This is a genomic window from Halomonas sp. I1 (genome assembly GCF_032334135.1).
In the GTDB taxonomy this organism is placed as follows: domain Bacteria; phylum Pseudomonadota; class Gammaproteobacteria; order Pseudomonadales; family Halomonadaceae; genus Halomonas.
The window spans coordinates 397,958-424,046 of the sequence record NZ_JAVXUS010000002.1; the positions used below are offsets into that span (position 1 = coordinate 397,958).

A 26,089-nucleotide genomic window follows, 5' to 3' on the forward strand; every position below is an offset into this window, starting at 1 on the left:
TGACGTGGGCAAAAAACCCGACACGGCAACGGCGTGGTGGGCAAGATGACGCGCGAGTCTCAATCGCCGGCAGCGCGACGAGACCATGAGCGTTCCAGGGCACCGAAGGCCAGAGTGATCAGGCCGGCCAGGATCAGATAGATCAGGGCCATCAGCAGCAACGGTTCATAGACCAGGTAGGTCTCCTGTCGGATACGCCCGAACACGGCATAGGTATCCACCGCGGCAATGGTAGCGACCAGCGGCGTGGCCTTGAGCTGGATGATCAGCTCACCGTTGAGGGTCGGCAGCACGCGCTGCACGGCCCGAGGCAGCCAGATGCGCCGCAGGATCGTCAGCGGATGCATGCCGAGCGAGCGTGCTGCCTCCAGCTCGCCTCTGGGCACACCGGCGAAGCCACCGCGCATTACCTCTCCCTCATAGCCGGCGAACGACAGTGTCAGGGCCACGAAGGCGTAAGGCCAGGCCTCGGTGAGATAGGGCCACAGCCAACTCCCGCGCACGCCTGGCAGGTAAGGAAACAGTGAGCCGAGCCCGTAGTACAACAGCCAGATCTGCAGCAGCAACGGAGTGCCGCGAATCAGGGTACAGAAACAACGGGCCAACCAGGCCAACGGACGAGGCCCCGTTGCCTGCACCAGTCCGAGAGGAATCGCCAACAGAAACCCCGCCACGCTGGTGGTCACCAGCAACACCAGGGTCAACCAGAGTCCGCCCAGGATGGCGTCACGGTAGTCGAGCAGCCAGTCCCAGCGCATTTGCAGCACCATCATCGTGACACCCAGCCCAACGATGGCGATCAACACGAGGCGATGCGGTGGCAGGCGACGTTCAGCCATGTGACATCCCCCTGGTGGCACGGCGCTCCAGCGCCTTGAACACAAGGTTCGAAATCAGGGAAACGAGCAGATAGAGCACACCGGCCGCACACAGAAACAGCAGGTGGTGTTTGGTGGCACCGGCCGCCTGACGCGCGGCCAGGGTCAGTTCGGTGAAACCGACCACCGCCAACAACGCTGTATCCTTGGTGGCAATCAGCCATAGATTGGAGAGCCCCGGCAACGCTCCCGGCAGCATGGCCGGCAAGGTGATACGCCGGAAGGTCTTGGCGGCCGACATGCCCAGAGAGTAGGCCGCCTCGATCTGGCCATCGGGAATGGCGCGAATCGCGCCGCGCATCACCTCGGTGGCATAAGCTCCCTGAACCAGGGCGATCACCGCGATGCCGGCGGCAAAGGGGCCGATTTCCACCTCCCCCTGCCCGACCATGACCAGCAACTGGTTAAGGGCCTCGGGTACGGCGAAGTAGAGCAACAGGATCAGCACCAGCTCCGGCACCGCACGAATGACCGTGGTATAGCATGCCAGCAGATCGCGGATGACGGGGCCGCCGGAGAGCTTGCCGGCGGCCCCGGCCATGCCGATCAACAGCCCCAGCAGATAGCCGCCCCCCGCCACCTGCAGCGACAGCCATAGCCCATCGAGCAGGACGCCGCCCCAACCAGGCGGCGCCAGCGCAAGCAGCTCCGCCATGCTCATGTCGCGATAGTTCATGGCTCAGGACGACTCCTTGCCAGATCCGTCATCACCCTCCACCTCAGGCGTCGGGCTCACCGTAGATATCGAAGTCGAAATAGCGGGCGGTGATCTCGTCATAGGTACCGTTGGCCCGAATCTCGGCGATTCCTTCGTTGAGACGGTCACGCAGGGCGTCGTCTTCCTGGCGGATCCCGAAGCCGATACCTTCTCCCAGGGTCTCAGGGTCCTGGGCCACGTTGCCTTTCATCTCACAGCACAGCTGGCCTTCATCGCTGCTCAGAAACTGCTCGACGATCAGGCGATCGGCCAGGGTGGCATCCAGGCGTCCGGCGAACAGGTCCTGATTGGCTTCATCCTGTGTCTGATACTGTCGCAGGGTCGCCTCGGGGAAATGTGCCTGGGCATAGGCCTGATGGATGGAGGCGGACTGCACCCCGAGCGCCTTGCCGGCGAGACCTTCGGGCGTTGCCTCCAACGCCACGCCCTTGGCACCGGCCAGCGCCGCCGGGGTCTGGTAGTACTTGTCCGAGAAGGCGATGGTCTCACGGCGCTGGTCGGTAATGCTCAACGACGCGGCGATGAAGTCGATCTTGTCGCCGGTCAGGGCGGGAATCAGGCCATCCCAGGAGGTCGTGACGATCTCGCACTCCAGCTCGGCGGCTTCGCAGACCGCCCGGGTGATGTCCACTTCCCAACCATGCAGTTCACCGCTGGCATCCAGTGTGGCGAAAGGCGGGTAGGGTTCGGTCGCGAAGCCGACACGGGTCACCTCGGCATGCGCCAGCGGGGCCAGGCAAAGTGAGGTCAGGGTCGTCGTCAGCAGCAGTCGTTTCATTGTCATTCTCCTTGGGATGGACTGACCGCGCCCAGAAAGCGTTGCAGTCGCGGGGCAGCCGGGGCACCGAACACCCGTTCGGGCGGCCCCTGTTCGGCGATTTCCCCCTGGTCGAGGAAGATGACCCGATCCGCCACATCGGCGGCGAACGCCATTTCATGGGTCACGATGATCATGGTGCGTCCCTCCTTGGCGAGGTCGCGTATCACCGTCAGCACCTCCCCGACCAGCTCGGGGTCCAGCGCCGACGTGGGCTCGTCAAACAACAGTGCTTCGGGACCCATCGCCAGGGCCCGGGCAATAGCACCACGCTGTTGCTGGCCACCGGAGAGTGTTGTCGGATAGGCCTTCCGGAGGTGGTAGAGACCGACTCGTTCCAGCAGGGCCCGGGCCTCGTCGCGCGCTTCAGCCCGCGAACGCTTCAGCACCTGGATCGGTGCCTCCATGACGTTGGCCTCCAGGGTCATGTGCGGCCATAGGTTGAACCCCTGGAAGACCATGCCCAGGCGCGCCCTCAGGCGACGCAACTGCCGGCGATCGGCGGGTTCGTGCCGTGCCCCCTGGCCGCGGAAGGGAATCGTTTCGCCCAACAGGCGCAGCGATCCGGCAGTGGGCGTCTCGAGCAGGTTGAGGCAGCGCAGTAGCGTGGACTTGCCCGAGCCGCTGCTGCCGATCAGTACGACGACGTCTCCTCGTCCAGCAGAGAGATCGATGCCCTTGAGGACCCGGTCATCGCCATACGCCTTGTGCAGATTCTCGACCTCGATGACGGCGTCGCTATGGAAGGCGGTTGTGGTCGATGAATCGCTCACATCGGGGCTCCGGGATTGTGCCTGTTGTTATGCGGTTGCATAAACTATGCATCTGTATAATATGCGAGTCAACGATCCCAACCTGCCATGGAGCCTGCCCATGTCCCGCTATGGATGCCAATCGATGGCCGCCCCCATGACCCGCGTGCTGATGCGCCGTCCCGGGGCGAGCCTGAAGCAAGCCGACCCCGCGGAATGGCATTACAACGACCATTTCGATGCCGACAAGGCAATCGCCCAGTACGATGCCTTCACCGAACTGGTGCAGGCCTCTGGAAGCGAGATCGTATGGATCGAGGACGATGGCGACGGCCTCTCGGATGCCATGTTCACCCGCGATGCTTCGCTGATCACACGTGCCGGCGCCGTGCTGTTCCAGATGGGCAAGCCACTGCGCGCTGCAGAACCCGAGCTTCACGGGCGCCATTACGAGGCGGCAGGCATTCCGGTGCTAGGGCGCTTGACCGGCGATGCGTGCATCGAGGGAGGCGACACCCTCTGGCTCGACGACAGCACTCTCGTCGTGGGCATGGGCTTCCGCTCCAATCGCGAGGGCGTACGCCAGTTGAATGCACTGCTCGGCCCGCATGGCATCGAGGTGCTGGGCTTCGACCTGCCGGTATGGGATGGCGAAGCCGCCTGCCTGCACCTGATGTCGGTCATCTCACCGCTCACCGACGACCTCTATCTGGTCCACCCCAAGCTGATTCCGGCTGCCCTGTGGACCCTGATGAAAGCCCGTGGTATCACCCTGGTGACGGCCCCCGAAGCCGAATTCCATGATTCCCTGGGCCTTAACCTGAACGTCATGCCGCTCTCGCCCGGTGACTGTCTGATGATCGATGGTTTCCCTGGCACCAAGGCCGTGATGGAGCGGCATGGGATTCGAGTACGCACCTTCGCCGGTGATGCCCTGTGCATGGCCTGCGAGGGCGGCCCCACTTGCCTGACCAATCCGATCCTGCGCGAGGCCTGACCCATGGCGACCCGGCGTACCGGCAACGACCGCGAGAGCGTCCTGATCGACGCCACCCTCACCTGCATTGCGCGGGAGGGCATCTCTGCAGCCACGGTACGCAACATCGCCGACTATGCCGGCGTCACCAACGGCCTGATCCGCTTCTACTTCAAGAGCAAGGATGGCATTCTTCAGGCCGCCTACCGGCGCTTCCTGGAGCGCCTGTTCGAGGCAGCCCACGGCACCATCGACAGCGACATGACGGCGTGCGAGCGTCTCGAACGCTACCTGCTGGCCAACCTTTCGCCACCGATCGTCACCGCGGACAGCCTGCTTCTGTGGGCCAACTTTCTCCCCCTCACCCATTACGATGACGCCATGGCCGATATCCGTCGGCACTGGTATACCCGCACGACTCTCGCCTTCCGCGACCTCATCCACGGGGCACTGGAGGAGCACGGCCATGCACCGAGCGACACGGAGCTGCACCGGCTCTCCGTCGCCGTCAACGGGCTTATCGACGGCCTGTGGATCGAGGGCTCCCTGTCCACCGAGACGCTCGACATCGACGAGCTTCAGGCCATCGGCCTCGATGCCACCTCACGACTGCTGGACATCCCGGCCTCCCCCTCACCGGCAAGGTAGGCATCATCGCGCGCTGCATCCGGGACACGCACCGGTACGGCCTACGGTCGTTGACCGCTGGCAGGGACGTTCTCACCGAACCGTCATCCGCCCGTCGTGCCTTCGGTGACTGGCGGAACGAAGAATGATTAAGAAACAGCGTTTGCAAACAGTGTTTTTATACTACTCTGGAAGCAAGGGCTGAGGGCTGAGCCGGTCCAGCACCGAATATGTGCCCACCCTCACGCCCTGATACATGGCGAACGAGAATCGCGTGCCATGACCGTCAAGCCATTCGGAGGGATGCAGTATGAATCCGGTATCGCTGTTACCCCATCTTCCCATTGGGAATCGCCCCCGGCCCAGAGTGCGGCCCATGCGTCGAAACGCACGCACCGAGCTGTTCTACCGAACACGCCCCCGTGCTCATGACACAGTGGAAGTCGGCTGCCTCTCCCATACCCCTCACGAAGATTTGGGGCCAATGGATCTGGTCAATGCCAAGCGTAGGCTCGATTTCTACTCACGCTGGCACGGGTTGGAAGAACCTCGCCTGCAGATATGGAAAGCCCTCTGAGCTCTCGCTCTGCATGAGTCGCCGATGAAGGAGGGACGTGCTCATGAACACCGGAACGTCACTTGCCCCGCGCTGGCAGCATGTCCATGCCGATTGGTGGCAGGACAATCGGGGCAACGACATCCATCGCGTCGAGATCGACGATGATGCTCTCTACCACTGCCACCTTGCCGGGTCGCCATTGCCGTGGAGCGCAGTGGCCAGAAGCCTGGACGACGCCATGGGCATCGTCGACGAAGGGTCGAGTCCTTCTTCGCTCGACGGCGCCGGAGGCACGGCGGCGTCCCATTCCGAAACGCGGCGAAGGTCCTGTCTCGTCAGCCGATCAAGCCGTCAGGCGTGACGCTGGCCCGGCATGCATCATGTCGGGTTCCTCGCGCCCCTGCGCCAACGGATCACCGGTCTGCATCAGCGTAGGGCGAACGACAATCAAGGCGATCAGGCGGATTCGCCTTTGATTGTCATGTTGACAGCATTCAGTCGCCGGGGGCCTCGAACACCCAGGTGGTGCCTTCACGACTGTCCTTGAGCACGATGCCAAGCGCGGCCAGTTCGTCGCGGATAGCGTCGGCGCGGGCGAAATCGCGGGCTTTCTTGGCCTCGGCACGCTCGGTGATCTTCGCCTCGATCTCGGCGTCGGACAACGGCAGCTCCCCGGCGCCTCCCTTGAGGAAAGTGGTCGGGTCCTGCTGCAGCAGGCCGAGCACGTTGCCAAGTCGCTTGAGTTCGGCAGCCAGCGCCGGGGCGTCGTCCGGTGACTCCTTGCGTGCCCGATTGAGCTCGCGGGCCAGATCGAACAGCACCGACATCGCCCCGGCGGTATTGAAGTCGTCGTCCATGGCCTCGGTGAAGCGGCGGTCGAAACTCGGGTCGACCGACGTTTCCCCGGGCTCCCCGTCGTCGAGCGCCGGCCCTTCGAGTGCCTGCCCTTCGAGAGCATTATAGAAACGCTCCAGCGACTTGCGGGCATCGGCCAGCGAGTCCGGGGCGTAGTTGATCGGGCTGCGATAGTGACTGGCCACCAGCAGGTAGCGCACCACTTCGGGATCGTGATGCTCGAGCACTTCGCGAATGGTGAAGAAGTTGCCCAGGGACTTGGACATCTTCTCGTGCTGCACGCGTACCGCGCCGGCGTGCATCCAGGTGTTCACGTACGGCTTCCCGGTGGCCGCCTCGCTCTGGGCGATCTCGTTCTCGTGGTGCGGGAAGGTCAAGTCCGGCCCGCCGCCATGGATGTCGAAGGTCTCGCCCAGGCAGCAAGTGGACATCGCCGAGCACTCGATGTGCCAGCCCGGCCGCCCCGGCCCCCAGGGCGACAGCCAGTCCGCCTCGCCCGGCTTGGCCGCCTTCCAGAGCACGAAGTCGAGGGGATCTTCCTTGTGCTCTTCCACGTCGACCCGCGCCCCGGCGCGCATGTCGTCGGGGTCGCGGTTGTTGAGCTTGCCATAGTCGGCGAACTTGCGAACCCGATAATAGACATCACCATTGGTCGCCGCGTAGGCGTAATCCTTGTCGATGAGCGTCTGGATCATGGTGACGATCTCATCGACATGCTGGGTGGCACGCGGTTCGGCATCGGGCCGCAACACGCCGAGCCGCCCTTCGTCCTCGTGCATGGCATCGATCATGCGGTCGGTGAGCGACTCGATGGTCTCGCCGTTCTCCTCGGCCCGCTTGAGGATCTTGTCGTCGATATCGGTGATGTTGCGCACGTAGGTGACGTCATAGCCGCGCGCGCGCAGGTACCGGGTGATGACGTCGAAGGCGACCATCACCCGGGCATGACCCAGGTGGCAGTAGTCGTAGACGGTCATGCCGCAGACGTACATCCGGACCCGCCCCGGCTCGATGGGCGTGAAGGTTTCCTTGCGCCGCGTCAGGGTATTGTAGATCTGCATGTCAGCCCTTTTTCTTGATCTTCGCCCAGGTGTCCTTGAGTCCCACGGTACGGTTGAACACCAGATGGTCGGGACGGCTGGCGTAGCGATCGGCGCAGAAGTAACCCACGCGCTCGAACTGATAGCGGTTTTCCGACTCGGCCTCGGCCAGGCTCGGCTCGCCGAAGCCCTGGACGGTGACCAGCGACTCGGGGTTCAGGTGTTCGAGGAAGTCGGCGTCACGATCCTTGTCCGGTTGCTCGACCAGGAAGAGGTTGTCGTAAAGCCGCACTTCCATGGGCACGCCGTGGGTGGCGCTGACCCAGTGCAACACGCCCTTCACCTTGCGGTCCTCGGGGTTCTTGCCGAGGGTGTCGAAATCCACCGAGCAGCGCAGCTCCGCCACCTCGCCGTCGTCGTCCTTGATCACCTCGTCGCAACGAATCACGTAGCTGTTGCGCAGGCGCACTTCCTTGCCCGGCGCCAGACGGAAGAACTTCTTGGGCGGATCTTCCATGAAATCGTCGCGATCGATATAGACCTCGCGGGTAAACGGCACGCGACGCACCGGCATGTCGTCACGAGCCGGGTGGCCGGCCACCTCGTACACTTCCTCGTGATCCTCGGGCACATTGGTCAACACCACCTTCAGCGGCTTGAGCACGCACATGGCGCGCGGGGCATTGTCCTCGAGGTCCGAACGGATCGCGTGCGTCAGCATGGCGATATCCACCAGCCCGCCATCGGCGCGGGTGACACCGATCATCTCGCAGAACTTGCGAATCGAGGCCGGCGTGTAGCCGCGTCGGCGCATGCCCGAGATGGTCGGCATGCGGGGATCGTCCCAGCCATCGACGATACCCTGATCGACCAGCAGCTTGAGCTTGCGCTTGGAGGTCAGGGTGTAATTCAGGTTGAGGCGAGCGAACTCGATCTGCCTCGGCCGCGACGGTACGGGCAGCTGCTCCAGGAACCAGTCATAGAGCGGCCGATGATCCTCGAACTCCAGCGAGCAGAGGGAGTGCGTCACCCCTTCCAGGGCGTCCGACTGGCCATGGGTGAAATCGTAGGACGGATAGATCTTCCACTTGTCGCCGGCCTGATGGTGGTTGGCATGACGAATGCGGTAGAGAATCGGGTCGCGCAGGTTGATATTGGGCGAGGCCATGTCGATCCTGGCCCGCAGCACCTTCTCGCCTTCGGCGAATTCGCCCACCCGCATACGCTCGAGCAGGTCGAGGTTCTCCTCGACGCCCCGCTCCCGATACGGGCTCGGCCGTCCCGGCTCGGTGAGGGTGCCGCGATACTCGCGGATCTCGTCGGGCGACAGGTCATCCACGTAGGCCTTGCCCTCGCGTACCAGGTGCTGGGCCCAGGCATAAAGCTGGTCGAAATAGTCGGATGCGAAACGCACCTCGCCGGCCCATTCGAAGCCCAGCCAGTTCACGTCTTCCTTGATGGCATCGATGTAGGCCTGCTCTTCCTTCTCCGGATTGGTATCGTCGAAGCGCAGGTTACAGTCGCCACCGAACTGCTCGGCGAGCCCGAAATTCAGACAGATCGACTTGGCATGGCCGATATGCAGGAAGCCATTGGGATGCGGCGGGAACCGGGTAACGATCCTGTCGTGCCGGCCGGCCTCGAGCTCCTCCTGGATCTGGTTGCGAATGAAGTTCGGCGCGCTGGTGGTCTCGGTCATGTTGATTGGGCAACCTCTGGTTGAACGCGGGCCTGTCGGGCGCCGCCGGGGTATCCGGCTTCGCGCATCGACGCAAAACCGCTATTATAGCGCCACGCCCATGCATGGCGCCAAGGCGTCTGCCCCGAAGACAGGAAATCGTCATGATCACGCTGCAAACCAATTTCGGCGATATCGTCATCGCCCTGGACCACGACAAGGCACCGAAGACGGCGGCCAACTTCGAACGCTACGTGCGCGAAGGCTTCTACGACAACACCCTCTTCCATCGGGTGATCGACGGTTTCATGGTCCAGGGCGGCGGCTTCGATCTGGATTTCAACCAGAAGCCGACTCACGAGCCGATCGAGAACGAGGCCGACAATGGCCTGGAGAACCGTGTCGGTGCGCTGGCCATGGCCCGCACCCAGGATCCGCACTCGGCCACGGCCCAGTTCTTCATCAATATCGCCGACAACGATTTCCTCAACCACCGCGGCAAGAACCTGCAGGGCTGGGGATACTGTGTCTTCGGTAACGTCGTCGAAGGCATGGATGTGGTCGAGCGTATCAAATCGGTCAAGACCACGCGCCGCGGCATGCATGCCGACGTGCCTGCCGAGGATGTCATCATCCAGAGCGCTCGCCTCCAGGATGCCACCGACTGACCCTCGGTCGCCCGGTGATTCGCGCCCGCCTCGGCGGGCGTCGTCTTTGCTCTCCATTCGCCTCCGCCCACGGAACACGACATGGCCACCCTGCTGATTTCCGACCTGCACCTGCACCCCGGCGCCCCGGCGATCACCGAAGACTTCCTGCGCTGGCTGGATGAGCGCGCCAGTGATGCCGACGCCCTCTATATCCTGGGGGATTTCTTCGAGGCCTGGATCGGCGATGACCTGCTCGATCTCGGCGACGCCGACCCGACCGGCACCGCCCCTCTGGCCCGTCGCGTGATCTCGGCTCTCAAGGCGCTTGCCGATGCCGGCACTCGCCTCTACCTGATGCATGGCAATCGTGACTTCCTGCTCGGCGAGCGGTTCGCCCGGGAAGCCGGCGCCACTCTGCTCCCCGACCCCAGCCTGGTGACCCTGGGTGACGAACGGGTCCTGCTGATGCATGGCGACAGCCTCTGCACCCGCGACGAGGCCTACATGGCGTTCCGGTCGCAGTCGCGCGACCCTGAGTGGCAGGCGCAGATTCTCGCCATGCCGATTCCCGAGCGTCTCGAACTGGCCCGACAGTTGCGCGAGCACTCCGGCGAGGCCAACACCAACAAGGCCGAGGACATCATGGATGTGACGCCGGAAGACGTCGTGCAGGCCCTGCACGCACATGGCGTGACCACCCTGATCCATGGCCATACCCATCGGCCCGATGTCCATGACCTGGAGGTCGACGGGCAGGCAGCCCGCCGCTTCGTGCTGGGTGACTGGCAGCCCGGCGTCGGCTGGGAAATCGAGGCCGCGCCCGGTCAGGATCTGACGCTACGGCGTATCACGCTCTCCGAGTGACCTTCAGCTCGAGACCGCGGCCGGCAGATCACCGGCCGCATCCGGTGCTTCCGGATTGAGCTCGGCGGGATCGTCGCGACCGGGATACCAGGGCACCCGCCCCTCCAGCACACCGGTTTCCTCGATGATGCGCGCCACCGTGGCTTCCTGGCGATAGGCCATGATATGGGCGCCACTGACGCCTTCGATTTCACGCACTTCCTGCAGGATATCGCGACACAGGCGCGCGCCCTCTTCGCGCTGATTGCTGGCGCCTTCGAGACGGCGGATCACGGCGTCGGGGATATGGATCCCGGGCACGTTGTCGCGTATCCAGCGCGCGCTGCGCGCCGAGGCCAGCGGGCCCATACCGACCAGCACATGGACACGGTCGGGCCCTTCCAGCAGGCCGTAGTCGGCGATTTCGGCCATGAAATCCCGCAGCGTGGCGGTATCGAAACAGTACTGGGTCTGGATGAAACGCGCCCCGGCCGCCACCTTCTTGGCCAGGCGCTGAGCCCGCCAGGCCCGGGGCGGCATGAAGGGGTTGGCTGCTGCACCAAGAAACACGCGCGGCGGCGAGTCTATCGGACGACCGCTTTCGAAGCAGGATTCATCGCGCATGCGGCGCGCCATCTCGAGCAGGGAGAGTGAATCGAGATCGAAGACCGGGCGGGCATGGGGGTGATCACCGGCCTGGACGCCATCTCCGGTCAGGCACAGCAGATTGCAGGCGCCCATGGCGGCCGCTCCGAGAATCTCGCCCTGCATGGCGATCCGGTTACGGTCCCGGCAGGACATCTGCAGGATGGTCGCATAGCCGACCCGGGTCAGCAGCGAGCAGACGCCGACGCTGGACATGTGGCAGTTGGCCCCGGAGCCATCGGTGGCATTGATGGCATCGACATAACCATCGAAGATCGCGGCACGCCGCAGGACCTCAGCCGGGTCCGCGGAGTCCGGCGGATCGATCTCGGTGGTCACGGCGAAGCGCCCGGCCCGCAGGACCCGTTCTAGCCGACCGGGAGAAACGTGCCCCGGCAACACGGGCAGTGAATAGCCGGGAACCGGCTCGTCATCGAACTTCATCGCCGGCCTCCTGCCTCTGCATCATGCTCGCCCCGGGCGACTCGCAGCCAGGAAGACGTGCCTTCCAGCGAGGCGTCCACGGGCAACTGCACGACATGAATGCGATCCCCGTGTTTCATGCGCTGGCTGCCCTCCCAGGCATCCAGCCACACGCAGCGCATCTCCGGCTTGACCTCGCAGCCGCCGTCCTCGCGCACGCCACCACAGGGACCGTTACGCAGCCGCTTGGGACAATTCATCGGACACGACATACCGGTCGAGCTCAGCACGCAGTGACCACACATCTGGCAGTCGAACAGCAGCCCCTTGATCCACCGTTCGAGACGGGCCACGGGTGCCTCGAGACGCGCATAGCCGATTCGCTCCAGCCATGGCGCCGAGCGCTTCAGCAGGGCTTCGAGTCCCGCATAGAGCAGCTCGAAGGCACGGGCGTGACGTACCGCCCAGCGACGCACTCGATACATGACGACACCCTGGTAGGTCGCGGAATTTTCTCGCCGAGACGCCTCCTGATTCCTAGCCTAGGCAGCAGCCGGCCAGCGTACATCCATCAGGACGACAATGACGTGTGCGTCACCGTCGTGTCTCGAGGCAGTCGGTCAGGGACCTTTCCAGGTTCCTCGCATCGGGCATCTCATCCGGTTCGCCCAGCAACTCCAGCCGCGAATCATGCCGCCAGACACTCGACCGAACCTCCAACGCTCCCGATGTCCGGTTGTAGAATAGCCAGCCCCGGTCGGTATGAAATACCCCCTTGACCCGCAGCATGGTCGGCAAGGACGCCAACTGCGCTTCCAGGGCATGGCGATCGAAGCGATCCCGGGGGTGCCAACGCCAGCCCAGGCTGGCATGCCCGAGGGCGCTGCCCCGCTCGAGCACTGGCGTTCCTCGCTCCGGCTCGCTCGAGACGCCCCGGTGCATCGTCCCGGCGTGGTGATGCGAGCTCGGCGTCGCGACCGCTTCGCCGACGCCGGGCTCGGCCGAGAGCAGCAAATCGCTCGGCAGACGACCATGGGGGGCGTCGCGTACCCAACGACGCGGTGGCCAGAACGCCTCCAGCCAGTGTCGTGCCGCTGCCGTCTGTCGAGTGCTGGCGAGGTCGGTCATGGTCAAGGCCACCGCATCGGCCATGTGCAGTTGGTCAAGAAAGGTCTCATGCGCCATGGCACGGGCATCGTCCAGCCGACGAGGATCCAGCACGGCCACCACGCCGCGAATATCCAGCGCGTCGGCAAATCCTTCGCCGCGCAACAGATCCAGCAGGCCCGAGGGATGCCCCAGTCCCGAGGGCTCGATGATCAGACGATCCGGTCGGTGACGGCGCAGCAACCTGATCAGCGTGGCGCGCAACACCACGGCTTGCTGGCAGCAGAGACAGCCGCCGGGCAACGACTCGACGATCAGGTCGTCATCCGCATCGAACATCGCCTGGTCGATACCGACGCGACCGAATTCATTGATGACCACGGCCCAGCGCTCGTCCGTCGGCTTGTGGGCCAGCAGATGATGGATCAACGAACTCTTGCCGGCACCGAGAAAGCCGGTGATCACGTGTACGGGGGTATCGGCGAGCGGCGTGGGCATGGAACTACGCGGTGTCCGGTGTGAAATGCGCGATGCGAGGCGAGAGGCAAGGAATGCCGGAAGGAAAGCCGTTACCGAGAAACGTGAAGGATGAGGGGCACTTCCCCCTCATCCTCACCCTTTGCTCCCCACCCCGGAGGATCAGAACCGCTCGATTTCCGCCTGTTCGCGCAGGAAACCAAGCAGGCCGTTGACAGCCGCCTGGGAGCGCAGTTGTTGCGCCATGCGGGCCACGAAGGCCTCACTCTGTTCGTTGACCTGGCCGTCGGCGACCTCGTCCAGGGCGAGCAACACGACACGCTGCCCATCGGTGGCACGACCGTAGACGGCCTCATCACCCTCGGGGTGCGGCAGACGGAAGACCGCCTCCACCACGGGCCGGGCAAGCTCGCTGTCATCCTGCCGGCTAAGGCTCTCGGTCCGCTGCCAGTCGATCGCCGGTGCTTCACCGGACCGCAACGCTTCGATCAGGCGATCCGCCTCGTCCTTCAGCGCCTCTCGCGTCTTGTGCGCCTGTACGGCCTCGGCTACCTGCGGGCGTACTTCCTCGAGCGGCAACGTCGTGGCCTCGCGATGCTCGAGCACGCGCAGGACCATGCGGCGGTCCTCGTCGAGTTCGATGACCTCGCTGTTGAAACCCTCCTCGAGCACGTCCGGCGTGAAGGCCTGGCGCATCACGCCCGGCTCGGAGAGAACGCCTTCGACACTCTCGCGACTGACCCAACCGCTGGTCTGCCGTTCGAGTTGCAGATCCTCTGCCACGCTCTGCAGATCCTCGGCGGCAAAGCTCTCGTCGATCAATCGCTGGGCACGCTCATCGAAGGTAGACGATACCTGCTCCCGGGCAACCTCCCGGGCCAGCCGATCCCGCGCTTCCTCGAAGGAAGGCCGGTCCAGCTCGGTTACCTTGATCAGGTGCAGGCCATTGCCGGTTTCGACGATATTCGATACCTGGCCTTCCTTCAGGGAGAACGCCGCTTCATCGAAGGCGTCACCGAAAAAGCCACGGCTGATGACCCCGAGGTCGCCGCCCTGGTCACGGGTCGAGGAATCGTCGGAGAACTCGGCGGCCAGGTCGGCGAAGGACTCGCCCTCGGCAAGCTGCTGTCGTGCCTGCTCGAGCCGTGCCTCGGCCTCTTCACGAGTCCGCTGATCACCGAAGTCGACCATGATGTGCGATACGCGACGATCGGCATCGGCGGCTTCGGCCTCCCAGGCATCACGCAAGGCTTGCTCGCTGACATCCACCTGCTCGGCCATGCGCTCTCGATCCAGCACGACATAGGCCAGCTTGACCTGTTCCGGACGCTGGTAGTCGTCGGCATGCGATTCGTAATAGGCCTGAAGCTCCTCATCGCTGACTTCCGGGCGGCTCTCCAGGTCATCGGCGGTCAAGGCATGATGACGAAAGCTGCGCGCCTGGCGTCGCAGGGCGGCCAGGCGCTGCTCTTCCGTCTCCAGGCTGAATTCGCTGACGGCCAGGCCCTGCTGAAGCTGGCGACGCTTCATGTCCGCACGCAGTTGATCGCGAAACGCCAGCGGGGTGAAGCCGGCACTGGAGAGGCGGTTACGGAACAGTTCCTGCGAGAAGTTGCCGTCCTGATCCTGGAACTCGGGCAGGCTGACGATCAACTGATCGATCTGACTCTCCGAGAGGTGCATGCCCCCCTCCTCGGCATGCTGGGCCAGCAGGCGCTCGGAGATCAGGCTGTCGAGCATCTGGCCACGCAGCTCGCGCTCCTGTTCGGGAGGTACCTGGCCACTGCGGATGGCGCGCTGCACCTCTAGCTCCAGTTGCTGGCGCGGGATCGATTCGCCATTGACCGTGGCGACATCGTCACCGTCGTTGCCCAGCAAACCGATCAGCGACTCCGCACCGAACAGTGCCATGGCTACCACTACGGCACCGATGATGATCTTGGCGCCCCAACTGGCGGAGCGGTCACGAATACTTTGCAGCATGCAGGCCTCTGCTGAATGAAGAGTGTCGGAACGCGCCACATTATACGCATCCTCGAGGGTCTGGCGACCCTCGGGACGCGAGGTCATCGGCGCCCTCGCAGCCCGGGCCAGGCGTCAAAAAAAACAGGCGCACCGCTGAGCGATGCGCCTGCATGGGACCCGACGTCAACGGTGGTCGGCGATACGCGACACCTTAGTTGACGGAATCCTTCAGCGCCTTGCCGGCCTTGAAGCTCGGCACCTTGGCAGCGCTGATCTGGATCGGCTCACCCGTCTGCGGGTTACGACCGGTGCGTGCCGCGCGCTCCTTGACAGTGAAGGTACCAAATCCCACCAGGGACACGCTATCGCCTTTCTTCAGGCTATCGGCCACAGTGTCCACCATGGCATCGAGCGCGCGCGAGGCAGCGGCTTTGGGAATATCGGCAGACGCGGCAATGGCTTCGATCAGCTCGGATTTATTCACACTTCACCCCTTGACTGTTTCGTAAATTGGCTCTAATCGGCGAGACTTACGGCTGAATGACGCGATCACAGCATAGCGCTAGTTTATAGCAATGCGATGAAAGACGTGTCAAGCGACCATCCCTGATAATCCCCATCATGCCGGGCTTTTCGCCTCGGCATGATGGCGAAAAAACGTCAGTGTGTACTGATCATCGAGTGAGAAGAGGCCGGTTCCTCCGCTCGTGTTTCTTCGTTATCCGAACCCACTTTTTCGGTTAACGCAACCTCAAGAACCTCATCAATCCAACGAACGGGTCGAATCTCCAGAGCATCCTTGATGTTATCAGGAACCTCCTTCAAGTCGCGGCGGTTCTCCTCCGGTATAAGCACCGTCTTTATACCACCCCGCCTGGCCGCCAGCAATTTCTCCTTGAGACCACCGATCGGCAAGACTTCTCCACGCAGATTGACCTCGCCTGTCATCGCGACATCACAGCGTACCGGTCGACCAGTGTAGGCCGAAATCATGGCGGTGACCATGGCGATACCGGCACTCGGCCCATCCTTGGGCGTTGCCCCTTCGGGCACGTGGATGTGCAAGTCTTCCTTCTCGAAGCGCTCAGGGTCGACACCGAGCGAGATCGCACGCGCCCGCACGACCGTCTGGGCAGCGCTGACCGACTCCTTCATCACGTCACCCAGCGAGCCGGTCTTGTCGAGCCGGCCCTTGCCGGGTGTGACCACCGACTCGATGTTGAGCAGCTCGCCGCCCACCGAGGTCCAGGCCAGGCCCGTCACGCGGCCCACCTGGTCTTCCTGATCGGCCAGACCGTAACTATAGCGGCGCACGCCGGCGTAGGCCTCGATATCCGCCGCCGAGAGGTGATCGGGCGCCTGGGCGCCCTCCTTGCTCTCCTGCTCGAGACGTTGACGCAACACCTTGCGGCAGACCTTGGCGATCTGGCGCTCGAGCTCGCGCACACCGGCTTCCCGGCTGTAGTAGCGAATCAGCTCCAGCAGGGCCTCGTCGGAAAATGCCAGCTCATCCGCCTTGAAGCCGTTGGCCTTGAGCTGCTTGGGCACCAGGTAGCGACGCGCAATGGCCTGCTTCTCGTCTTCCGTATAGCCCGGCAGGCGGATGACCTCCATCCGATCGAGCAGAGGACCGGGGATGTTCATCGAGTTGGCCGTACAGATGAACAGCGTCTCCGAGAGATCGTAGTCCAGCTCGAGGTAGTGGTCGCTGAACTTGTCGTTCTGCTCGGGATCGAGCACTTCGAGCAGCGCCGAGGCAGGGTCGCCCCGATGATCCATGCCGATCTTGTCGACCTCGTCGAGCAGGAACAGGGGGTTCTTGACCCCGGCCTTGCTCATGCGCTGGACCATCTTGCCCGGCAACGAGCCGATATAGGTGCGACGATGGCCACGAATCTCGGACTCGTCGCGCACACCGCCGAGCGCAAGACGAACGTACTTGCGGTTGGTCGCGCGGGCGATGGACTGTCCCAGCGAGGTCTTGCCGACCCCGGGAGGGCCGACCAGGCACAGCACGGGGCCCTTGAGCTTCTTGACCCGCTTCTGGACGGCCAGGTATTCGAGAATGCGCTCCTTGACCTCTTCCAGGCCATGGTGATCCTCGTCCAGCACCTTCTGGGCGTGCTGAATGTCATGGCGCACCCGGGTACGTTTCTTCCAGGGCACCGAGGTCAGCCAGTCCAGGTAGGAGCGCACCACCGTGGCCTCGGCCGAGGACGGCGACATCATGCGCAGCTTGCTCAGCTCCTGCCTGGCCTTCTCGGCCGCCTCCTTGGGCATGCCGGATTCATCGATGGCCTGCTCGTACTTATCGGCCTCGTTAGGCACATTCTCGAGCTCGCCCATCTCCTTCTGGATGGCCTTCATCTGCTCGTTGAGATAGTACTCGCGCTGGGACTTCTCCATCTGGTCCTTGACCCGCGAGCGAATACGCTTCTCGACCTGAAGCAGATCGATCTCGGACTCGATGAGCGCCATCAGGTGCTCGACCCGGTCGCGCACCCGATCCATCTCGAGCAGTTGCTGCTTGTCGTCGATCTTCAGCGACAAGTGGGCACAGATGGTATCGACCAGCCGGCTCGGATCCTCGATGCCGGACAGCGAATTCAGCACCTCGTTGGGCACTTTCTTGGACATCTTGACGTACTGCTCGAACTGGTTGAGCAATACGCGGACGAGGGAGTCCTGTTCACGCTCGGTCAGTGGCTCGCTCTCGCGCAGCACCACCTCGGCGCGGCTGTAGCCGTCGTCGACGGCCTGAATGTCACGGATATCGGCCCGGGACTCTCCCTCGATCAGCACCTTGACGGTACCGTCGGGCAGCTTGAGCAGCTGCATGATCTCGGCCACGGTGCCGATGGAGAAAAGGTCCTCGTTGTCCGGATCGTCCTTACTGGCCTCGCGCTGTGCCACCAGCAGCACGCGCTTGTCGGCTTCCATCGCCGTTTCCAGCGCCTGGATGGATTTCTCCCGGCCGACGAACAGCGGAATGACCATCTGCGGGTAGACGACCACGTCCCGCAGCGGCAAAAGGGGCAGACTAAGGGTCTGTTCGGCGTTCTGCTGCATCGCAGACGTTCCTCAAACGATTCGGGTGAATACCAAGGGAATGGGGACGATACCCCGACATTGCAAGGTCTTGGCAACGGCGCGGCACAGAAAAGGGCCGCCAGGCGGCCCTTCTCGTGACGACTCCCTGTCCGGGGCCCCGGTACGGGACCGGCTGGCTCGGCAGGCTAGCCGCTGGTGCCGTCGACCCGCGATTCGTCCTGCTGGGAATAGATCAGCAACGGTTCGCTCTCGTTGGCGATTACCGAGGCATCGATCACCACCTTGGAGACTCCCTCGATGGAAGGAATTTCATACATGGTGTCGAGCAGCACTGACTCGAGAATCGAGCGCAGACCGCGTGCCCCGGTATTGCGTGCCATGGCCTTGGCGGCCACCGCCCGCAGGGCATCCTCGCGGAAATCGAGCTCCACGTTCTCCATGTCGAACAGACGCGCATACTGCTTGATCAAGGAGTTCTTGGGCTCGGTGAGGATCTGGATCAGCGCATCCTCGGTCAGCTCGGTCAGGGTCGCGATCACCGGCAACCGGCCGACGAATTCGGGGATCAGCCCGAACTTGACCAGGTCCTCCGGCTCGACATCGAGCAGCAGGTCGCCGACACCCTTGGTCTCATCCTTGCTCTTGACCTCGGCATTGAAGCCGATACCGCCTTTTTCGGCACGGTCGCGAATGACCTTGTCGAGACCGGCGAAGGCACCACCGACGATGAAGAGCATGTTGGTGGTGTCGACCTGCAGGAATTCCTGCTGCGGATGCTTGCGCCCTCCCTGGGGCGGCACCTGAGCCGTCGTGCCCTCGATCAGCTTGAGCAGCGCCTGCTGAACGCCCTCCCCCGAAACATCGCGGGTAATGGACGGGTTGTCCGACTTGCGCGAGATCTTGTCGATCTCGTCGATATAGACGATGCCCCGCTGGGCCTTGTCCACATCATAGTCGCACTTCTGCAGCAGCTTCTGGATGATGTTCTCGACATCCTCGCCCACGTAACCGGCCTCGGTCAGCGTGGTTGCATCGGCGATGGTGAAGGGAACATTGAGAAGCCGCGCCAGCGTCTCGGCCAGCAATGTCTTGCCGCTGCCGGTCGGACCGATGAGCAGGATGTTCGACTTGCCGAGCTCGACTTCATCCTTGGCGCCATAGCGCAGACGCTTGTAATGGTTGTAGACCGCCACCGACAGCACCATCTTGGCGCGGTCCTGGCCGATCACGTAGTCATCGAGAGTGTGACGAATCTCGCGCGGGGCGGGCAGACGCTCCTCATCGCTCTCGGCATCGGCATCGAGAACTTCCTCGCGAATGATGTCGTTGCACAGGTCGACACACTCATCGCAGATATACACGGACGGACCGGCAATCAGCTTGCGCACCTCGTTCTGATTCTTGCCGCAGAACGAGCAGTACAGCAGCTTGCCGTCTTCGTCCTTGCCTTTGCCGTCGGCCATTCGCGTACCTCTCTCACAGCGGCGGCCCTGAGACCGCCGGGAATCACGTAATCAGAGCGTGGTGAATTTCACGCTATCAGGATGTCGGCCGCTTATCCAGCACGGCGTCGATCAGGCCATATTCCGCTGCCTGCTCGCCGTTCATGAAGTTGTCGCGGTCGGTATCCTTGGCGATCGTCTCGAACTTCTGCCCGGTGTGGTGCGCCAGGATCTGGTTGAGGCGCTCACGGATACCAAGAATCTCGCGGGTGTGGATCTCGATGTCCGACGCCTGACCCTGATAGCCGCCCAGCGGCTGGTGGATCATCATCCGCGAATTCGGCAGGCAGTAACGCTTGCCGTGGGCACCGCCGGCCAGCAGCAGTGCACCCATGCTGGCCGCCTGACCGATGCACACCGTCGAGACGTCCGGCTTGATGAACTGCATGGTGTCGTAGATCGACATGCCCGCCGTCACGGAGCCACCCGGCGAATTGATGTACAGGTGGATGTCCTTGTCCGGATTCTCGGATTCCAGGAACAGCAACTGCGCCACCAGCAGGTTGGCCGTGTAGTCCTCGACCGGGCCCACCAGGAAGATCACACGTTCCTTGAGCAACCGGGAGTAGATGTCGTAGGACCGCTCGCCCCGCGCGCTCTGCTCGACCACCATCGGCACCAGGCCGCCGGCGGATTGGATATCGAACTCGTTACTCATCTGGGTGATGTCCTTGCATCCGATGTATGGAAGCGGCGGCTGACGCTTCGCCCGACCAGGGCCAGGCGAAGCGATCGGGAAGGATCAGGCCTGGCTTTCGTCAGCCTCTTCCTCGGCTTCCTCGTCACCACCACCTTGTTGCTGGGCTGCGGCGAGCGCCTCCTGGTAGCTCATCTCGACGTCCTTGACGCTGGCCTGTTCGAGCAGCACATCGACAGCCTTCTCTTCGAGAATGGCGGACTTGACTTGATTTTTCATCTCGTCATTGCCCATGTAGTACTCGACGACCTGCTCCGGCTCCTGATACTGCTGCGCCAGTTCCTCGACCTTGGCCTTGATGTCGTCATCGCTGGCGTCGAGCTCGTTGACCTTGATGACTTCGGCCAGCAGCAGGCCGATCTGGACCCGGCTCTTGGCCTGCTCGGCGAACAGCTCATCAGGCAGCTGGCTGACGTCGAAGTCCTCGCCGAGGCCGAACTGCTGAGCCGCCTGACGCTTCAGGCCATCGGTTTCCTGCTGGATCAGCGCCTGGGGCACCGGAATGTCGTTGGCCTTCTTCAGCGCCTCGAGCACCTGCTGCTTGACGCGGTTGTCAACGGCCTGCTCGGCCTCGCGCGTCATGTTCTTCGAGATTTCCTCGCGGAAGCGCTCCAGGTCACCATCCTCGACACCGAACTGCTTGACGAACTCGGCATCCACCTCGGGCAGCGACTGTGCCTTGATGGCATGGACCTTGACCTTGAAGGTCGCTTCCTGGCCGGCCAGTTGCTCGGCCTGATAATCCTCGGGGAAGGTAACCTTGAGCTCCTTGTCGTCCCCGGCACTGGCGCCGATCAACTGCTCTTCGAAACCGGGGATGAAGCTGCCGGAACCGATCACCAGCTCATGGCCTTCGGCACTGCCGCCTTCGAACGGCTCGTCACCGAGGTAGCCCTGGAAGTCGATGGTCAACTGGTCGCCATCCTCGGCGGCGCGCTCGACGTCTTCCCAGCCGGCATTCTGCTTGCGCAGGGTCTCGATCATTTCGGCGACGTCGGCATCGGCCACTTCGACGACCGGGCGCTCGACCTCGGTGCCCTCGATGGAGGACAGCTCGACTTCCGGATAGACCTCGAGGGTCGCGGTGAACTCCAGGTCCTTGCCGGTCTCGTTGACGTCGGCCTCGATCTGCGGATAGCCGGCCGGATTGAGGTTCTCGTCGGTGATGGCGCGGACGTAACGCTCACGCATCACCTCGCCGACCACCTCGTTGCGCACTTCGCTGCCGTAACGCTGGCGGATCACCGACATCGGGACCTTGCCCTTGCGGAAACCATCCATGCGCACGGTCTTGGCGGCGTCCTTGAGACGGGCAGCGACGGCCTCATCGATTTCGGCGGCCGGCACCTGCACCTTGACGCGGCGTTCAATCTGGGAGGTCGTATCGACGGAAACTTGCATGAATTGTCCTCTACACCGACGGGGGCGTTGGTTCTGTGGATAGCGTTGAAACGTTCAAAGGAGGGAATTCTATGAATCCCGCTACGCACTGGCAAGCGCCATGCCCTGACAAATGAGGGCTAACCAGCGTACTTCAAGGGGAATTCGGGAAAAGAATTGCCATCGGACCGCGAAAACTGCGCAATCGGGAAGCGACTATCGCGAAAAAAGGGCCTGACAGAAAATTCACGGGAATACATCAGAGGGAGGCAATGGGGTGGATGATGGGGATCGAACCCACGACCACCGGAGCCACAATCCGGGGCTCTACCACTGAGCTACATCCACCATGGACGACACTGCTCGACCGTTTCGCTCCGCCAGACGGGAACCATTGAACATGGCGCGCCCAGCAGGACTCGAACCTGCAACCTACGGCTTAGAAGGCCGTTGCTCTATCCGGTTGAGCTATGGGCGCATTCTACGTTCCCAAGCGCCTTGCCGCAAGCTATCGATAAAAAATCTTGCTGATCAATCAATAGCTTGTGGTCGGGGTGGAGGGATTCGAACCCCCGACATCCTGCTCCCAAAGCAGGCGCGCTACCAAACTGCGCTACACCCCGCCGGCTCTTGCACGGCCCTGACGTCGCCGCAGAGGCCTCGTCAAGCGCTGCGTATTCTACGGAACTTTCCGCCGCCGTCAAGTTGATAGCGTCATTGCCTTCGCTTTGCCTGGACGCCTGGTCATGCGAAAATTCCTCCCTTCATCCACCCGACCGCCAGAGGGAAGCTCGATGACCGCCCAACTGATCGATGGCAAGTCCATTGCCGCCCGCGTCCGTCAGCAGGTTGCACGCCAGGTGCAGGCACGCCACGAGGCCGGCGCGCGCACCCCCGGACTCGCTGTCGTGCTGGTGGGCGAGGACCCCGCCTCCCATGTCTATGTGCGCAACAAGCAGCGTGCCTGCGAAGAGGCCGGCATCGCGTCGGTCAAGCACCGGCTGCCCGCCGACACCTCCCAGGAAGCCCTTGAGGCTTTGGTCGATGACCTGAACGCCGACACCACCATCGACGGCATTCTGGTCCAGCTCCCCCTTCCCGAGCATATGGACCCGCGCCCTATCCTCGAGCGCATCCACCCGCACAAGGATGTCGATGGCTTCCACCCCTACAACCTGGGACGACTCGCCCAGCGCCTCCCGCTGCTGCGCCCTTGTACGCCCAAGGGAGTGATCACCCTGCTGCAGGAAAGCGACCTCAATGTTCGCGGCATGGATGCCACCGTGGTCGGCGCCTCCAATATCGTCGGTCGCCCCATGTCCCTCGAGCTGATGCTGGCCGGTTGCACCACCACCGTCTGCCATCGCTTCACTCGCGACCTCGAGGCCCATGTGCGGCGTGCCGAGCTGCTGGTGGTGGCGGTGGGCATGCCCGGCCTGGTCAAGGGCGAGTGGGTCCGCGACGATGCCATCGTCATCGACGTGGGCATCAATCGTCAGGAGGATGGCAGCCTGATCGGTGACGTCGAATTCGAACCCGCTGCGGCCAGAGCCAGCCATATCACGCCGGTACCCGGCGGGGTCGGACCGATGACCGTCGCCTCCCTGCTCGAGAACACTCTGGTGGCCGCCGAGATGCACGACGCCATGGCGCTGGGGAAAGGGTGAGGAGCAAGAGGTGAAGAGGGAAGAGGGAAGAGGGAAGAGGGAAGAGGGAAGAGGGAAGAGGGAAGAGGACATCATGGTGCGTCGGGAAAGGACCAGGAAAGCTCCCCGGGTCATGAAGCCGATGGTCACACTCTTCCCCGTGCACCTTTCGTCGCACTCCGGTAGAATACGCCCCTGACTTTCCACCGACTCGCGAGGTTTCTCGATGAGCGACAAGATGAATGTCGAAAGCTTCAACCTCGACCACACCAAGGTGAAGGCACCTTATGTTCGCCTCGCCGACATCAAGACCGGCCGGCATGGCGATACCATCCACAAGTACGACCTGCGCATCTGCCAGCCGAACAAGGCGCACATGGAGATGCCGGCGCTGCACTCGCTCGAGCACCTCATGGCCGAGCTCTCGCGCAACCATTCGGAACAGGTCGTCGACATCAGCCCGATGGGCTGCCAGACCGGCTTCTACGTCGCCATGATCAATCATGACGACTACGACGGCGTACTCTCACTGCTCGAAGGCACTCTGAAGGATGTTCTCGAAGCCGACGAAGTGCCGGCCTGCAACGAGCTGCAGTGCGGCTGGGCCGCCAGCCACAGCCTGGAAGGCGCCAAGGACCTGGCCCGCGATCTGCTGGCCAAGCGCAACGAGTGGACCCAGATCTTCGCCGAAGAAGGCTGATTGTCTGCTGCGCTCGGTATCCTGGCCGTCGCCTCACCCTTTACGCCCGACACAGCGGAGAACCGGATAGATGAAACGCATCGGCATCATCGGCGCTATGTCCCAGGAAGTCGCCCAGCTCAAGGCGATGCTGGAGGACTGCGAGACACGCCACCATGTGGGAAGCACTTTCCACTGCGGTCGTCTGCATGATGTCGAGGTGGTGATCCTTCAGTCGGGCATCGGCAAGGTGAACGCCGCCGTCGGCACCACCCTGCTGCTCGACATGTACCAACCCGAGGCGATCATCAATACGGGATCCGCCGGCGGTTTCGGCGAGGGGCTCGAGATCGGTGACGTGGTGGTCTCCAGCGAAGTGCGTCACCACGACGTGGATGCCGTGGTATTCGGCTACGAGCATGGACAGGTACCGCAGATGCCAGCCGCCTACCTGCCAGACGAACGCCTGGTGCGAGTCGCCCGCGAGAGCGTCGAGGCCATGAACGAGGTCAAGGTGGTCGAGGGGCTGATCGCCACCGGCGACGTCTTCATGGCCTGCCCGGAGCTGGTGGAGCAGACGCGCTCTCGCTTCCCCACCATGCTCGCCGCCGAGATGGAAGCCGCGGCCATTGCCCAGACCTGTCATCTCTACGGCTGCCCTTTCGTGGTGATTCGCGCCCTGTCCGATATCGCCGGCGGCGGCGACAACCACCTTTCCTTCGAGGAGTTTCTGGTTCAGGCCGCCGATCACTCGACGCGCATGGTCACCGCCATGGTGGCCAGGCTCGCCGAACCCGCGACCGCCGACGCGCCTGCCGAGAGCTGAACCACCGAGAGTCCCCAACGCCGAGACGCCCCGCCAGAGCCGACCTCTGGCGGGGCGTCTTCTTTTTGCCCTCTCTTCCCTCTTCCCTCTTCCCTCTTTTCTCTTCCCTCTTCTACACCTGCTTCATGCTTTCAGCTTCCATCCCAGCGTCTCGCCTCCCCGCAGCGGCACGATGTCCTGCCCCTCCAGGTAAGGCAGCGTCTCCGGTACCGTCCAGGGTTCACGCACCAGGGTGACGGTGTCGGTGTTGCGGGCCAGGCCATAGAAATCCGGTCCGGCATGGCTGGCGAAGGTTTCCAGCCGCTCCAGCGCGCCGGCTTCCTCGAAGGCGGTGGCATACAGTTCGAGGGCCACCGGTGCCGTGTAGGCGCCGGCACAGCCGCAGTCGCTTTCCTTGTCGCCCCTGGCGTGAGGTGCGCTGTCGGTACCCAGGAAGAACTTTCCGCTACCGGAAGTGGCGGCTTCCACCAGCGCCTGGCGATGCCGCTCGCGCTTGAGGATCGGCAGGCAGTAGTAGTGGGGGCGAATGCCGCCGACCAGCATGTGATTGCGGTTGAACAACAGGTGGTGGGCGGTAATCGTGGCGGCCACATTGTCCGGTGCGGCGGTGACGAAGGCGGCGGCATCGGCGGTGGTGATATGTTCGAACACCACCCGGAGCGTCGGGTGACGATCCAGCAGTGGCTTCATGACACGCTCGATGAACACCGCCTCGCGATCGAAGATATCGATATCGGCGTCGGTCACCTCGCCGTGCACCAGCAATGGCATGCCGAGACGAGCCATGGTGGCGATGGCCGCATCGCAATGGGCAAGGTCGGTCACCCCGGCGGCGGAATTGGTGGTGGCACCGGCGGGATAGAGCTTGACGGCATGCACCTGCCCACTGGCATGGGCCCGCTCGATCTCCTCGGCACTGGTACGGTCGGTGAGATAAAGCGTCATCAAGGGGTCGAAGCGCTCTCCCTCCGGTACCGCTGCCAGGATGCGTCGCCGATAGTCGAGAGCCTGCTCGGTGGTCGTCACCGGCGGCTTCAGGTTGGGCATGATGATGGCACGCCCCATCTGGCGGGCACTGGCGGGCACCACCGCGGGCAGCACCTCGCCGTCACGCAGATGAAGGTGCCAGTCGTCCGGGCGGGTCAGGGTCATCGAGTTCACGGCGTATCCTGTATTGGCGTGGGTTCGCGGCGCTTGAGTATACCGCAATGTCGCGCTCGCCTCAGCGACCCGCCCAGCCCAAAGAAAAGTCCTTCACGTCGCGAGAATTTGACGTATCATCCCCGACGGAAAACAGC

24 protein-coding genes and 3 tRNA genes are annotated in these 26,089 nt (G+C 63.3%); 8 read left to right on the top strand and 19 right to left on the bottom strand.

Annotation, left to right across the window (positions count from 1 at the left end; genetic code table 11):
• Nucleotides 1-59: 59 nt before the first annotated feature.
• From RSO41_RS04780 to RSO41_RS04795, 4 genes are read right to left on the bottom strand one after another with little or no spacing between them, the layout of a single operon-like run.
• The gene (locus RSO41_RS04780) at nt 60-839 is read right to left on the bottom strand and encodes an ABC transporter permease subunit (protein ID WP_315617930.1); all 780 of its coding nucleotides are present in this window, start codon (nt 837-839) and stop codon (nt 60-62) included.
• Nucleotides 832-1,554 (bottom strand): ABC transporter permease subunit, encoded by a 723-nt coding sequence (locus RSO41_RS04785; RefSeq protein WP_315617931.1) that lies wholly within the window; start codon nt 1,552-1,554, stop codon nt 832-834. The genes RSO41_RS04780 and RSO41_RS04785 overlap by 8 nt, the downstream gene beginning before the upstream one ends.
• 43 nt (nt 1,555-1,597) lie before the next feature.
• Nucleotides 1,598-2,374: a transporter substrate-binding domain-containing protein gene (locus RSO41_RS04790; RefSeq protein ID WP_315617932.1), complete on the bottom strand. Its 777-nt coding sequence runs from the start codon at nt 2,372-2,374 to the stop codon at nt 1,598-1,600.
• A gap of 2 nt (nt 2,375-2,376) precedes the next feature.
• Complete coding sequence (locus RSO41_RS04795; protein WP_315617933.1) at nt 2,377-3,186, bottom strand: amino acid ABC transporter ATP-binding protein; 810 nt, start codon at nt 3,184-3,186, stop codon at nt 2,377-2,379.
• A gap of 100 nt (nt 3,187-3,286) precedes the next feature.
• Here RSO41_RS04795 and RSO41_RS04800 point away from each other — a divergent pair, with 100 nt between their 5' ends.
• The 3 genes from RSO41_RS04800 to RSO41_RS04810 all read left to right on the top strand — a co-directional run bounded on the left by RSO41_RS04800 (nt 3,287) and on the right by RSO41_RS04810 (nt 5,688).
• The gene (locus RSO41_RS04800) at nt 3,287-4,162 is read left to right on the top strand and encodes a dimethylarginine dimethylaminohydrolase family protein (RefSeq protein ID WP_315617934.1); all 876 of its coding nucleotides are present in this window, start codon (nt 3,287-3,289) and stop codon (nt 4,160-4,162) included.
• Nucleotides 4,163-4,165: 3 nt separating this feature from the next.
• Nucleotides 4,166-4,789 carry a TetR/AcrR family transcriptional regulator gene (locus tag RSO41_RS04805; RefSeq protein ID WP_315617935.1) on the top strand — a complete coding sequence of 208 codons (624 nt, stop codon included), beginning with the start codon at nt 4,166-4,168 and terminating at the stop codon, nt 4,787-4,789.
• Nucleotides 4,790-5,388: 599 nt separating this feature from the next.
• Nucleotides 5,389-5,688 (top strand): hypothetical protein, encoded by a 300-nt coding sequence (locus tag RSO41_RS04810; protein ID WP_315617936.1) that lies wholly within the window; start codon nt 5,389-5,391, stop codon nt 5,686-5,688.
• Between the two features lie 133 nt (nt 5,689-5,821).
• Here RSO41_RS04810 and cysS read toward each other — a convergent pair whose 3' ends face one another.
• Both cysS and RSO41_RS04820 read right to left on the bottom strand, forming a co-directional pair.
• Nucleotides 5,822-7,243, bottom strand: a complete 1,422-nt coding sequence (cysS, locus tag RSO41_RS04815; RefSeq protein ID WP_315617937.1) for a cysteine--tRNA ligase — start codon at nt 7,241-7,243, stop codon at nt 5,822-5,824.
• A 1-nt stretch (nt 7,244) separates the two neighbouring features.
• Nucleotides 7,245-8,921 carry a glutamine--tRNA ligase/YqeY domain fusion protein gene (locus RSO41_RS04820; protein WP_315617938.1) on the bottom strand — a complete coding sequence of 559 codons (1,677 nt, stop codon included), beginning with the start codon at nt 8,919-8,921 and terminating at the stop codon, nt 7,245-7,247.
• Nucleotides 8,922-9,064: 143 nt separating this feature from the next.
• Here RSO41_RS04820 and RSO41_RS04825 point away from each other — a divergent pair, with 143 nt between their 5' ends.
• Nucleotides 9,065-9,568, top strand: a complete 504-nt coding sequence (locus RSO41_RS04825; RefSeq protein ID WP_315617939.1) for a peptidylprolyl isomerase — start codon at nt 9,065-9,067, stop codon at nt 9,566-9,568.
• A gap of 81 nt (nt 9,569-9,649) precedes the next feature.
• The gene (locus tag RSO41_RS04830; RefSeq protein WP_315617940.1) at nt 9,650-10,414 is read left to right on the top strand and encodes a UDP-2,3-diacylglucosamine diphosphatase; all 765 of its coding nucleotides are present in this window, start codon (nt 9,650-9,652) and stop codon (nt 10,412-10,414) included.
• Nucleotides 10,415-10,417: 3 nt separating this feature from the next.
• On the opposite strand, the gene RSO41_RS04835 is transcribed toward RSO41_RS04830, so the two are convergent.
• The 12 genes from RSO41_RS04835 to RSO41_RS04890 all read right to left on the bottom strand — a co-directional run bounded on the left by RSO41_RS04835 (nt 10,418) and on the right by RSO41_RS04890 (nt 22,263).
• Complete coding sequence (locus RSO41_RS04835) at nt 10,418-11,482, bottom strand: methylenetetrahydrofolate reductase (RefSeq protein WP_315617941.1); 1,065 nt, start codon at nt 11,480-11,482, stop codon at nt 10,418-10,420.
• Nucleotides 11,479-11,946, bottom strand: coding sequence for a methylenetetrahydrofolate reductase C-terminal domain-containing protein (locus RSO41_RS04840; RefSeq protein ID WP_315617942.1), 468 nt, complete (start codon nt 11,944-11,946; stop codon nt 11,479-11,481). Before RSO41_RS04840 ends, RSO41_RS04835 begins: the two co-directional genes overlap by 4 nt.
• Before the next feature lie 109 nt (nt 11,947-12,055).
• On the bottom strand, nt 12,056-13,066 hold the full coding sequence (locus tag RSO41_RS04845; protein ID WP_315617943.1) for a CobW family GTP-binding protein: 1,011 nt from the start codon (nt 13,064-13,066) through the stop codon (nt 12,056-12,058).
• 141 nt (nt 13,067-13,207) lie between these two features.
• Nucleotides 13,208-15,028, bottom strand: coding sequence for a SurA N-terminal domain-containing protein (locus RSO41_RS04850; protein WP_315617944.1), 1,821 nt, complete (start codon nt 15,026-15,028; stop codon nt 13,208-13,210).
• Between the two features lie 193 nt (nt 15,029-15,221).
• Nucleotides 15,222-15,494, bottom strand: coding sequence for an HU family DNA-binding protein (locus RSO41_RS04855; RefSeq protein ID WP_141320111.1), 273 nt, complete (start codon nt 15,492-15,494; stop codon nt 15,222-15,224).
• Nucleotides 15,495-15,670: 176 nt separating this feature from the next.
• Nucleotides 15,671-18,079, bottom strand: coding sequence for an endopeptidase La (lon, locus tag RSO41_RS04860; RefSeq protein ID WP_315617945.1), 2,409 nt, complete (start codon nt 18,077-18,079; stop codon nt 15,671-15,673).
• A 167-nt stretch (nt 18,080-18,246) separates the two neighbouring features.
• Nucleotides 18,247-19,524: an ATP-dependent Clp protease ATP-binding subunit ClpX gene (gene clpX, locus RSO41_RS04865; protein ID WP_275287327.1), complete on the bottom strand. Its 1,278-nt coding sequence runs from the start codon at nt 19,522-19,524 to the stop codon at nt 18,247-18,249.
• Nucleotides 19,525-19,600: 76 nt separating this feature from the next.
• The gene (gene clpP / locus RSO41_RS04870) at nt 19,601-20,221 is read right to left on the bottom strand and encodes an ATP-dependent Clp endopeptidase proteolytic subunit ClpP (RefSeq protein WP_275287328.1); all 621 of its coding nucleotides are present in this window, start codon (nt 20,219-20,221) and stop codon (nt 19,601-19,603) included.
• An 84-nt stretch (nt 20,222-20,305) separates the two neighbouring features.
• Entirely contained in the window at nt 20,306-21,661 is a 1,356-nt protein-coding gene (tig, locus tag RSO41_RS04875; RefSeq protein ID WP_315617946.1) for a trigger factor, read from the bottom strand.
• 252 nt (nt 21,662-21,913) lie between these two features.
• Nucleotides 21,914-21,988: transfer RNA gene (locus RSO41_RS04880), tRNA-His, on the bottom strand.
• 53 nt (nt 21,989-22,041) lie between these two features.
• Nucleotides 22,042-22,118: transfer RNA gene (locus RSO41_RS04885), tRNA-Arg, on the bottom strand.
• A 68-nt stretch (nt 22,119-22,186) separates the two neighbouring features.
• Nucleotides 22,187-22,263: transfer RNA gene (locus RSO41_RS04890), tRNA-Pro, on the bottom strand.
• Nucleotides 22,264-22,434: 171 nt separating this feature from the next.
• Between RSO41_RS04890 and folD the strand changes: the two genes are divergently transcribed.
• From folD to mtnN, 3 genes are all read left to right on the top strand, one after another.
• A complete protein-coding gene (gene folD, locus RSO41_RS04895; RefSeq protein WP_315617947.1) occupies nt 22,435-23,307 on the top strand; it encodes a bifunctional methylenetetrahydrofolate dehydrogenase/methenyltetrahydrofolate cyclohydrolase FolD in 873 nt (290 codons plus the stop codon).
• A 205-nt stretch (nt 23,308-23,512) separates the two neighbouring features.
• On the top strand, nt 23,513-23,986 hold the full coding sequence (locus tag RSO41_RS04900; RefSeq protein ID WP_315617948.1) for an S-ribosylhomocysteine lyase: 474 nt from the start codon (nt 23,513-23,515) through the stop codon (nt 23,984-23,986).
• Between the two features lie 70 nt (nt 23,987-24,056).
• Nucleotides 24,057-24,791, top strand: coding sequence for a 5'-methylthioadenosine/S-adenosylhomocysteine nucleosidase (mtnN, locus tag RSO41_RS04905; RefSeq protein ID WP_315617949.1), 735 nt, complete (start codon nt 24,057-24,059; stop codon nt 24,789-24,791).
• A gap of 123 nt (nt 24,792-24,914) precedes the next feature.
• Here mtnN and pyrC read toward each other — a convergent pair whose 3' ends face one another.
• Nucleotides 24,915-25,952 (bottom strand): dihydroorotase, encoded by a 1,038-nt coding sequence (pyrC, locus tag RSO41_RS04910; RefSeq protein WP_315617950.1) that lies wholly within the window; start codon nt 25,950-25,952, stop codon nt 24,915-24,917.
• Nucleotides 25,953-26,089 lie beyond the last annotated feature (137 nt).

What these genes read in the sequence shown, in the direction of transcription:
- RSO41_RS04780 (WP_315617930.1), bottom strand. Translation starts at nt 839, where the DNA reads ATGGCTGAACGTCGCCTGCCACCGCATCGCCTCGTGTTGATCGCCATC.
- RSO41_RS04785 (WP_315617931.1), bottom strand. Translation starts at nt 1,554, where the DNA reads ATGAACTATCGCGACATGAGCATGGCGGAGCTGCTTGCGCTGGCGCCG.
- RSO41_RS04790 (WP_315617932.1), bottom strand. Translation starts at nt 2,374, where the DNA reads ATGAAACGACTGCTGCTGACGACGACCCTGACCTCACTTTGCCTGGCC.
- RSO41_RS04800 (WP_315617934.1), top strand. Translation starts at nt 3,287, where the DNA reads ATGTCCCGCTATGGATGCCAATCGATGGCCGCCCCCATGACCCGCGTG.
- RSO41_RS04805 (WP_315617935.1), top strand. Translation starts at nt 4,166, where the DNA reads ATGGCGACCCGGCGTACCGGCAACGACCGCGAGAGCGTCCTGATCGAC.
- RSO41_RS04810 (WP_315617936.1), top strand. Translation starts at nt 5,389, where the DNA reads ATGAACACCGGAACGTCACTTGCCCCGCGCTGGCAGCATGTCCATGCC.
- cysS (WP_315617937.1), bottom strand. Translation starts at nt 7,243, where the DNA reads ATGCAGATCTACAATACCCTGACGCGGCGCAAGGAAACCTTCACGCCC.
- RSO41_RS04820 (WP_315617938.1), bottom strand. Translation starts at nt 8,921, where the DNA reads ATGACCGAGACCACCAGCGCGCCGAACTTCATTCGCAACCAGATCCAG.
- RSO41_RS04825 (WP_315617939.1), top strand. Translation starts at nt 9,065, where the DNA reads ATGATCACGCTGCAAACCAATTTCGGCGATATCGTCATCGCCCTGGAC.
- RSO41_RS04830 (WP_315617940.1), top strand. Translation starts at nt 9,650, where the DNA reads ATGGCCACCCTGCTGATTTCCGACCTGCACCTGCACCCCGGCGCCCCG.
- RSO41_RS04835 (WP_315617941.1), bottom strand. Translation starts at nt 11,482, where the DNA reads ATGAAGTTCGATGACGAGCCGGTTCCCGGCTATTCACTGCCCGTGTTG.
- RSO41_RS04840 (WP_315617942.1), bottom strand. Translation starts at nt 11,946, where the DNA reads ATGTATCGAGTGCGTCGCTGGGCGGTACGTCACGCCCGTGCCTTCGAG.
- RSO41_RS04845 (WP_315617943.1), bottom strand. Translation starts at nt 13,066, where the DNA reads ATGCCCACGCCGCTCGCCGATACCCCCGTACACGTGATCACCGGCTTT.
- RSO41_RS04850 (WP_315617944.1), bottom strand. Translation starts at nt 15,028, where the DNA reads ATGCTGCAAAGTATTCGTGACCGCTCCGCCAGTTGGGGCGCCAAGATC.
- lon (WP_315617945.1), bottom strand. Translation starts at nt 18,079, where the DNA reads ATGCAGCAGAACGCCGAACAGACCCTTAGTCTGCCCCTTTTGCCGCTG.
- clpX (WP_275287327.1), bottom strand. Translation starts at nt 19,524, where the DNA reads ATGGCCGACGGCAAAGGCAAGGACGAAGACGGCAAGCTGCTGTACTGC.
- clpP (WP_275287328.1), bottom strand. Translation starts at nt 20,221, where the DNA reads ATGAGTAACGAGTTCGATATCCAATCCGCCGGCGGCCTGGTGCCGATG.
- tig (WP_315617946.1), bottom strand. Translation starts at nt 21,661, where the DNA reads ATGCAAGTTTCCGTCGATACGACCTCCCAGATTGAACGCCGCGTCAAG.
- folD (WP_315617947.1), top strand. Translation starts at nt 22,435, where the DNA reads ATGACCGCCCAACTGATCGATGGCAAGTCCATTGCCGCCCGCGTCCGT.
- RSO41_RS04900 (WP_315617948.1), top strand. Translation starts at nt 23,513, where the DNA reads ATGAGCGACAAGATGAATGTCGAAAGCTTCAACCTCGACCACACCAAG.
- mtnN (WP_315617949.1), top strand. Translation starts at nt 24,057, where the DNA reads ATGAAACGCATCGGCATCATCGGCGCTATGTCCCAGGAAGTCGCCCAG.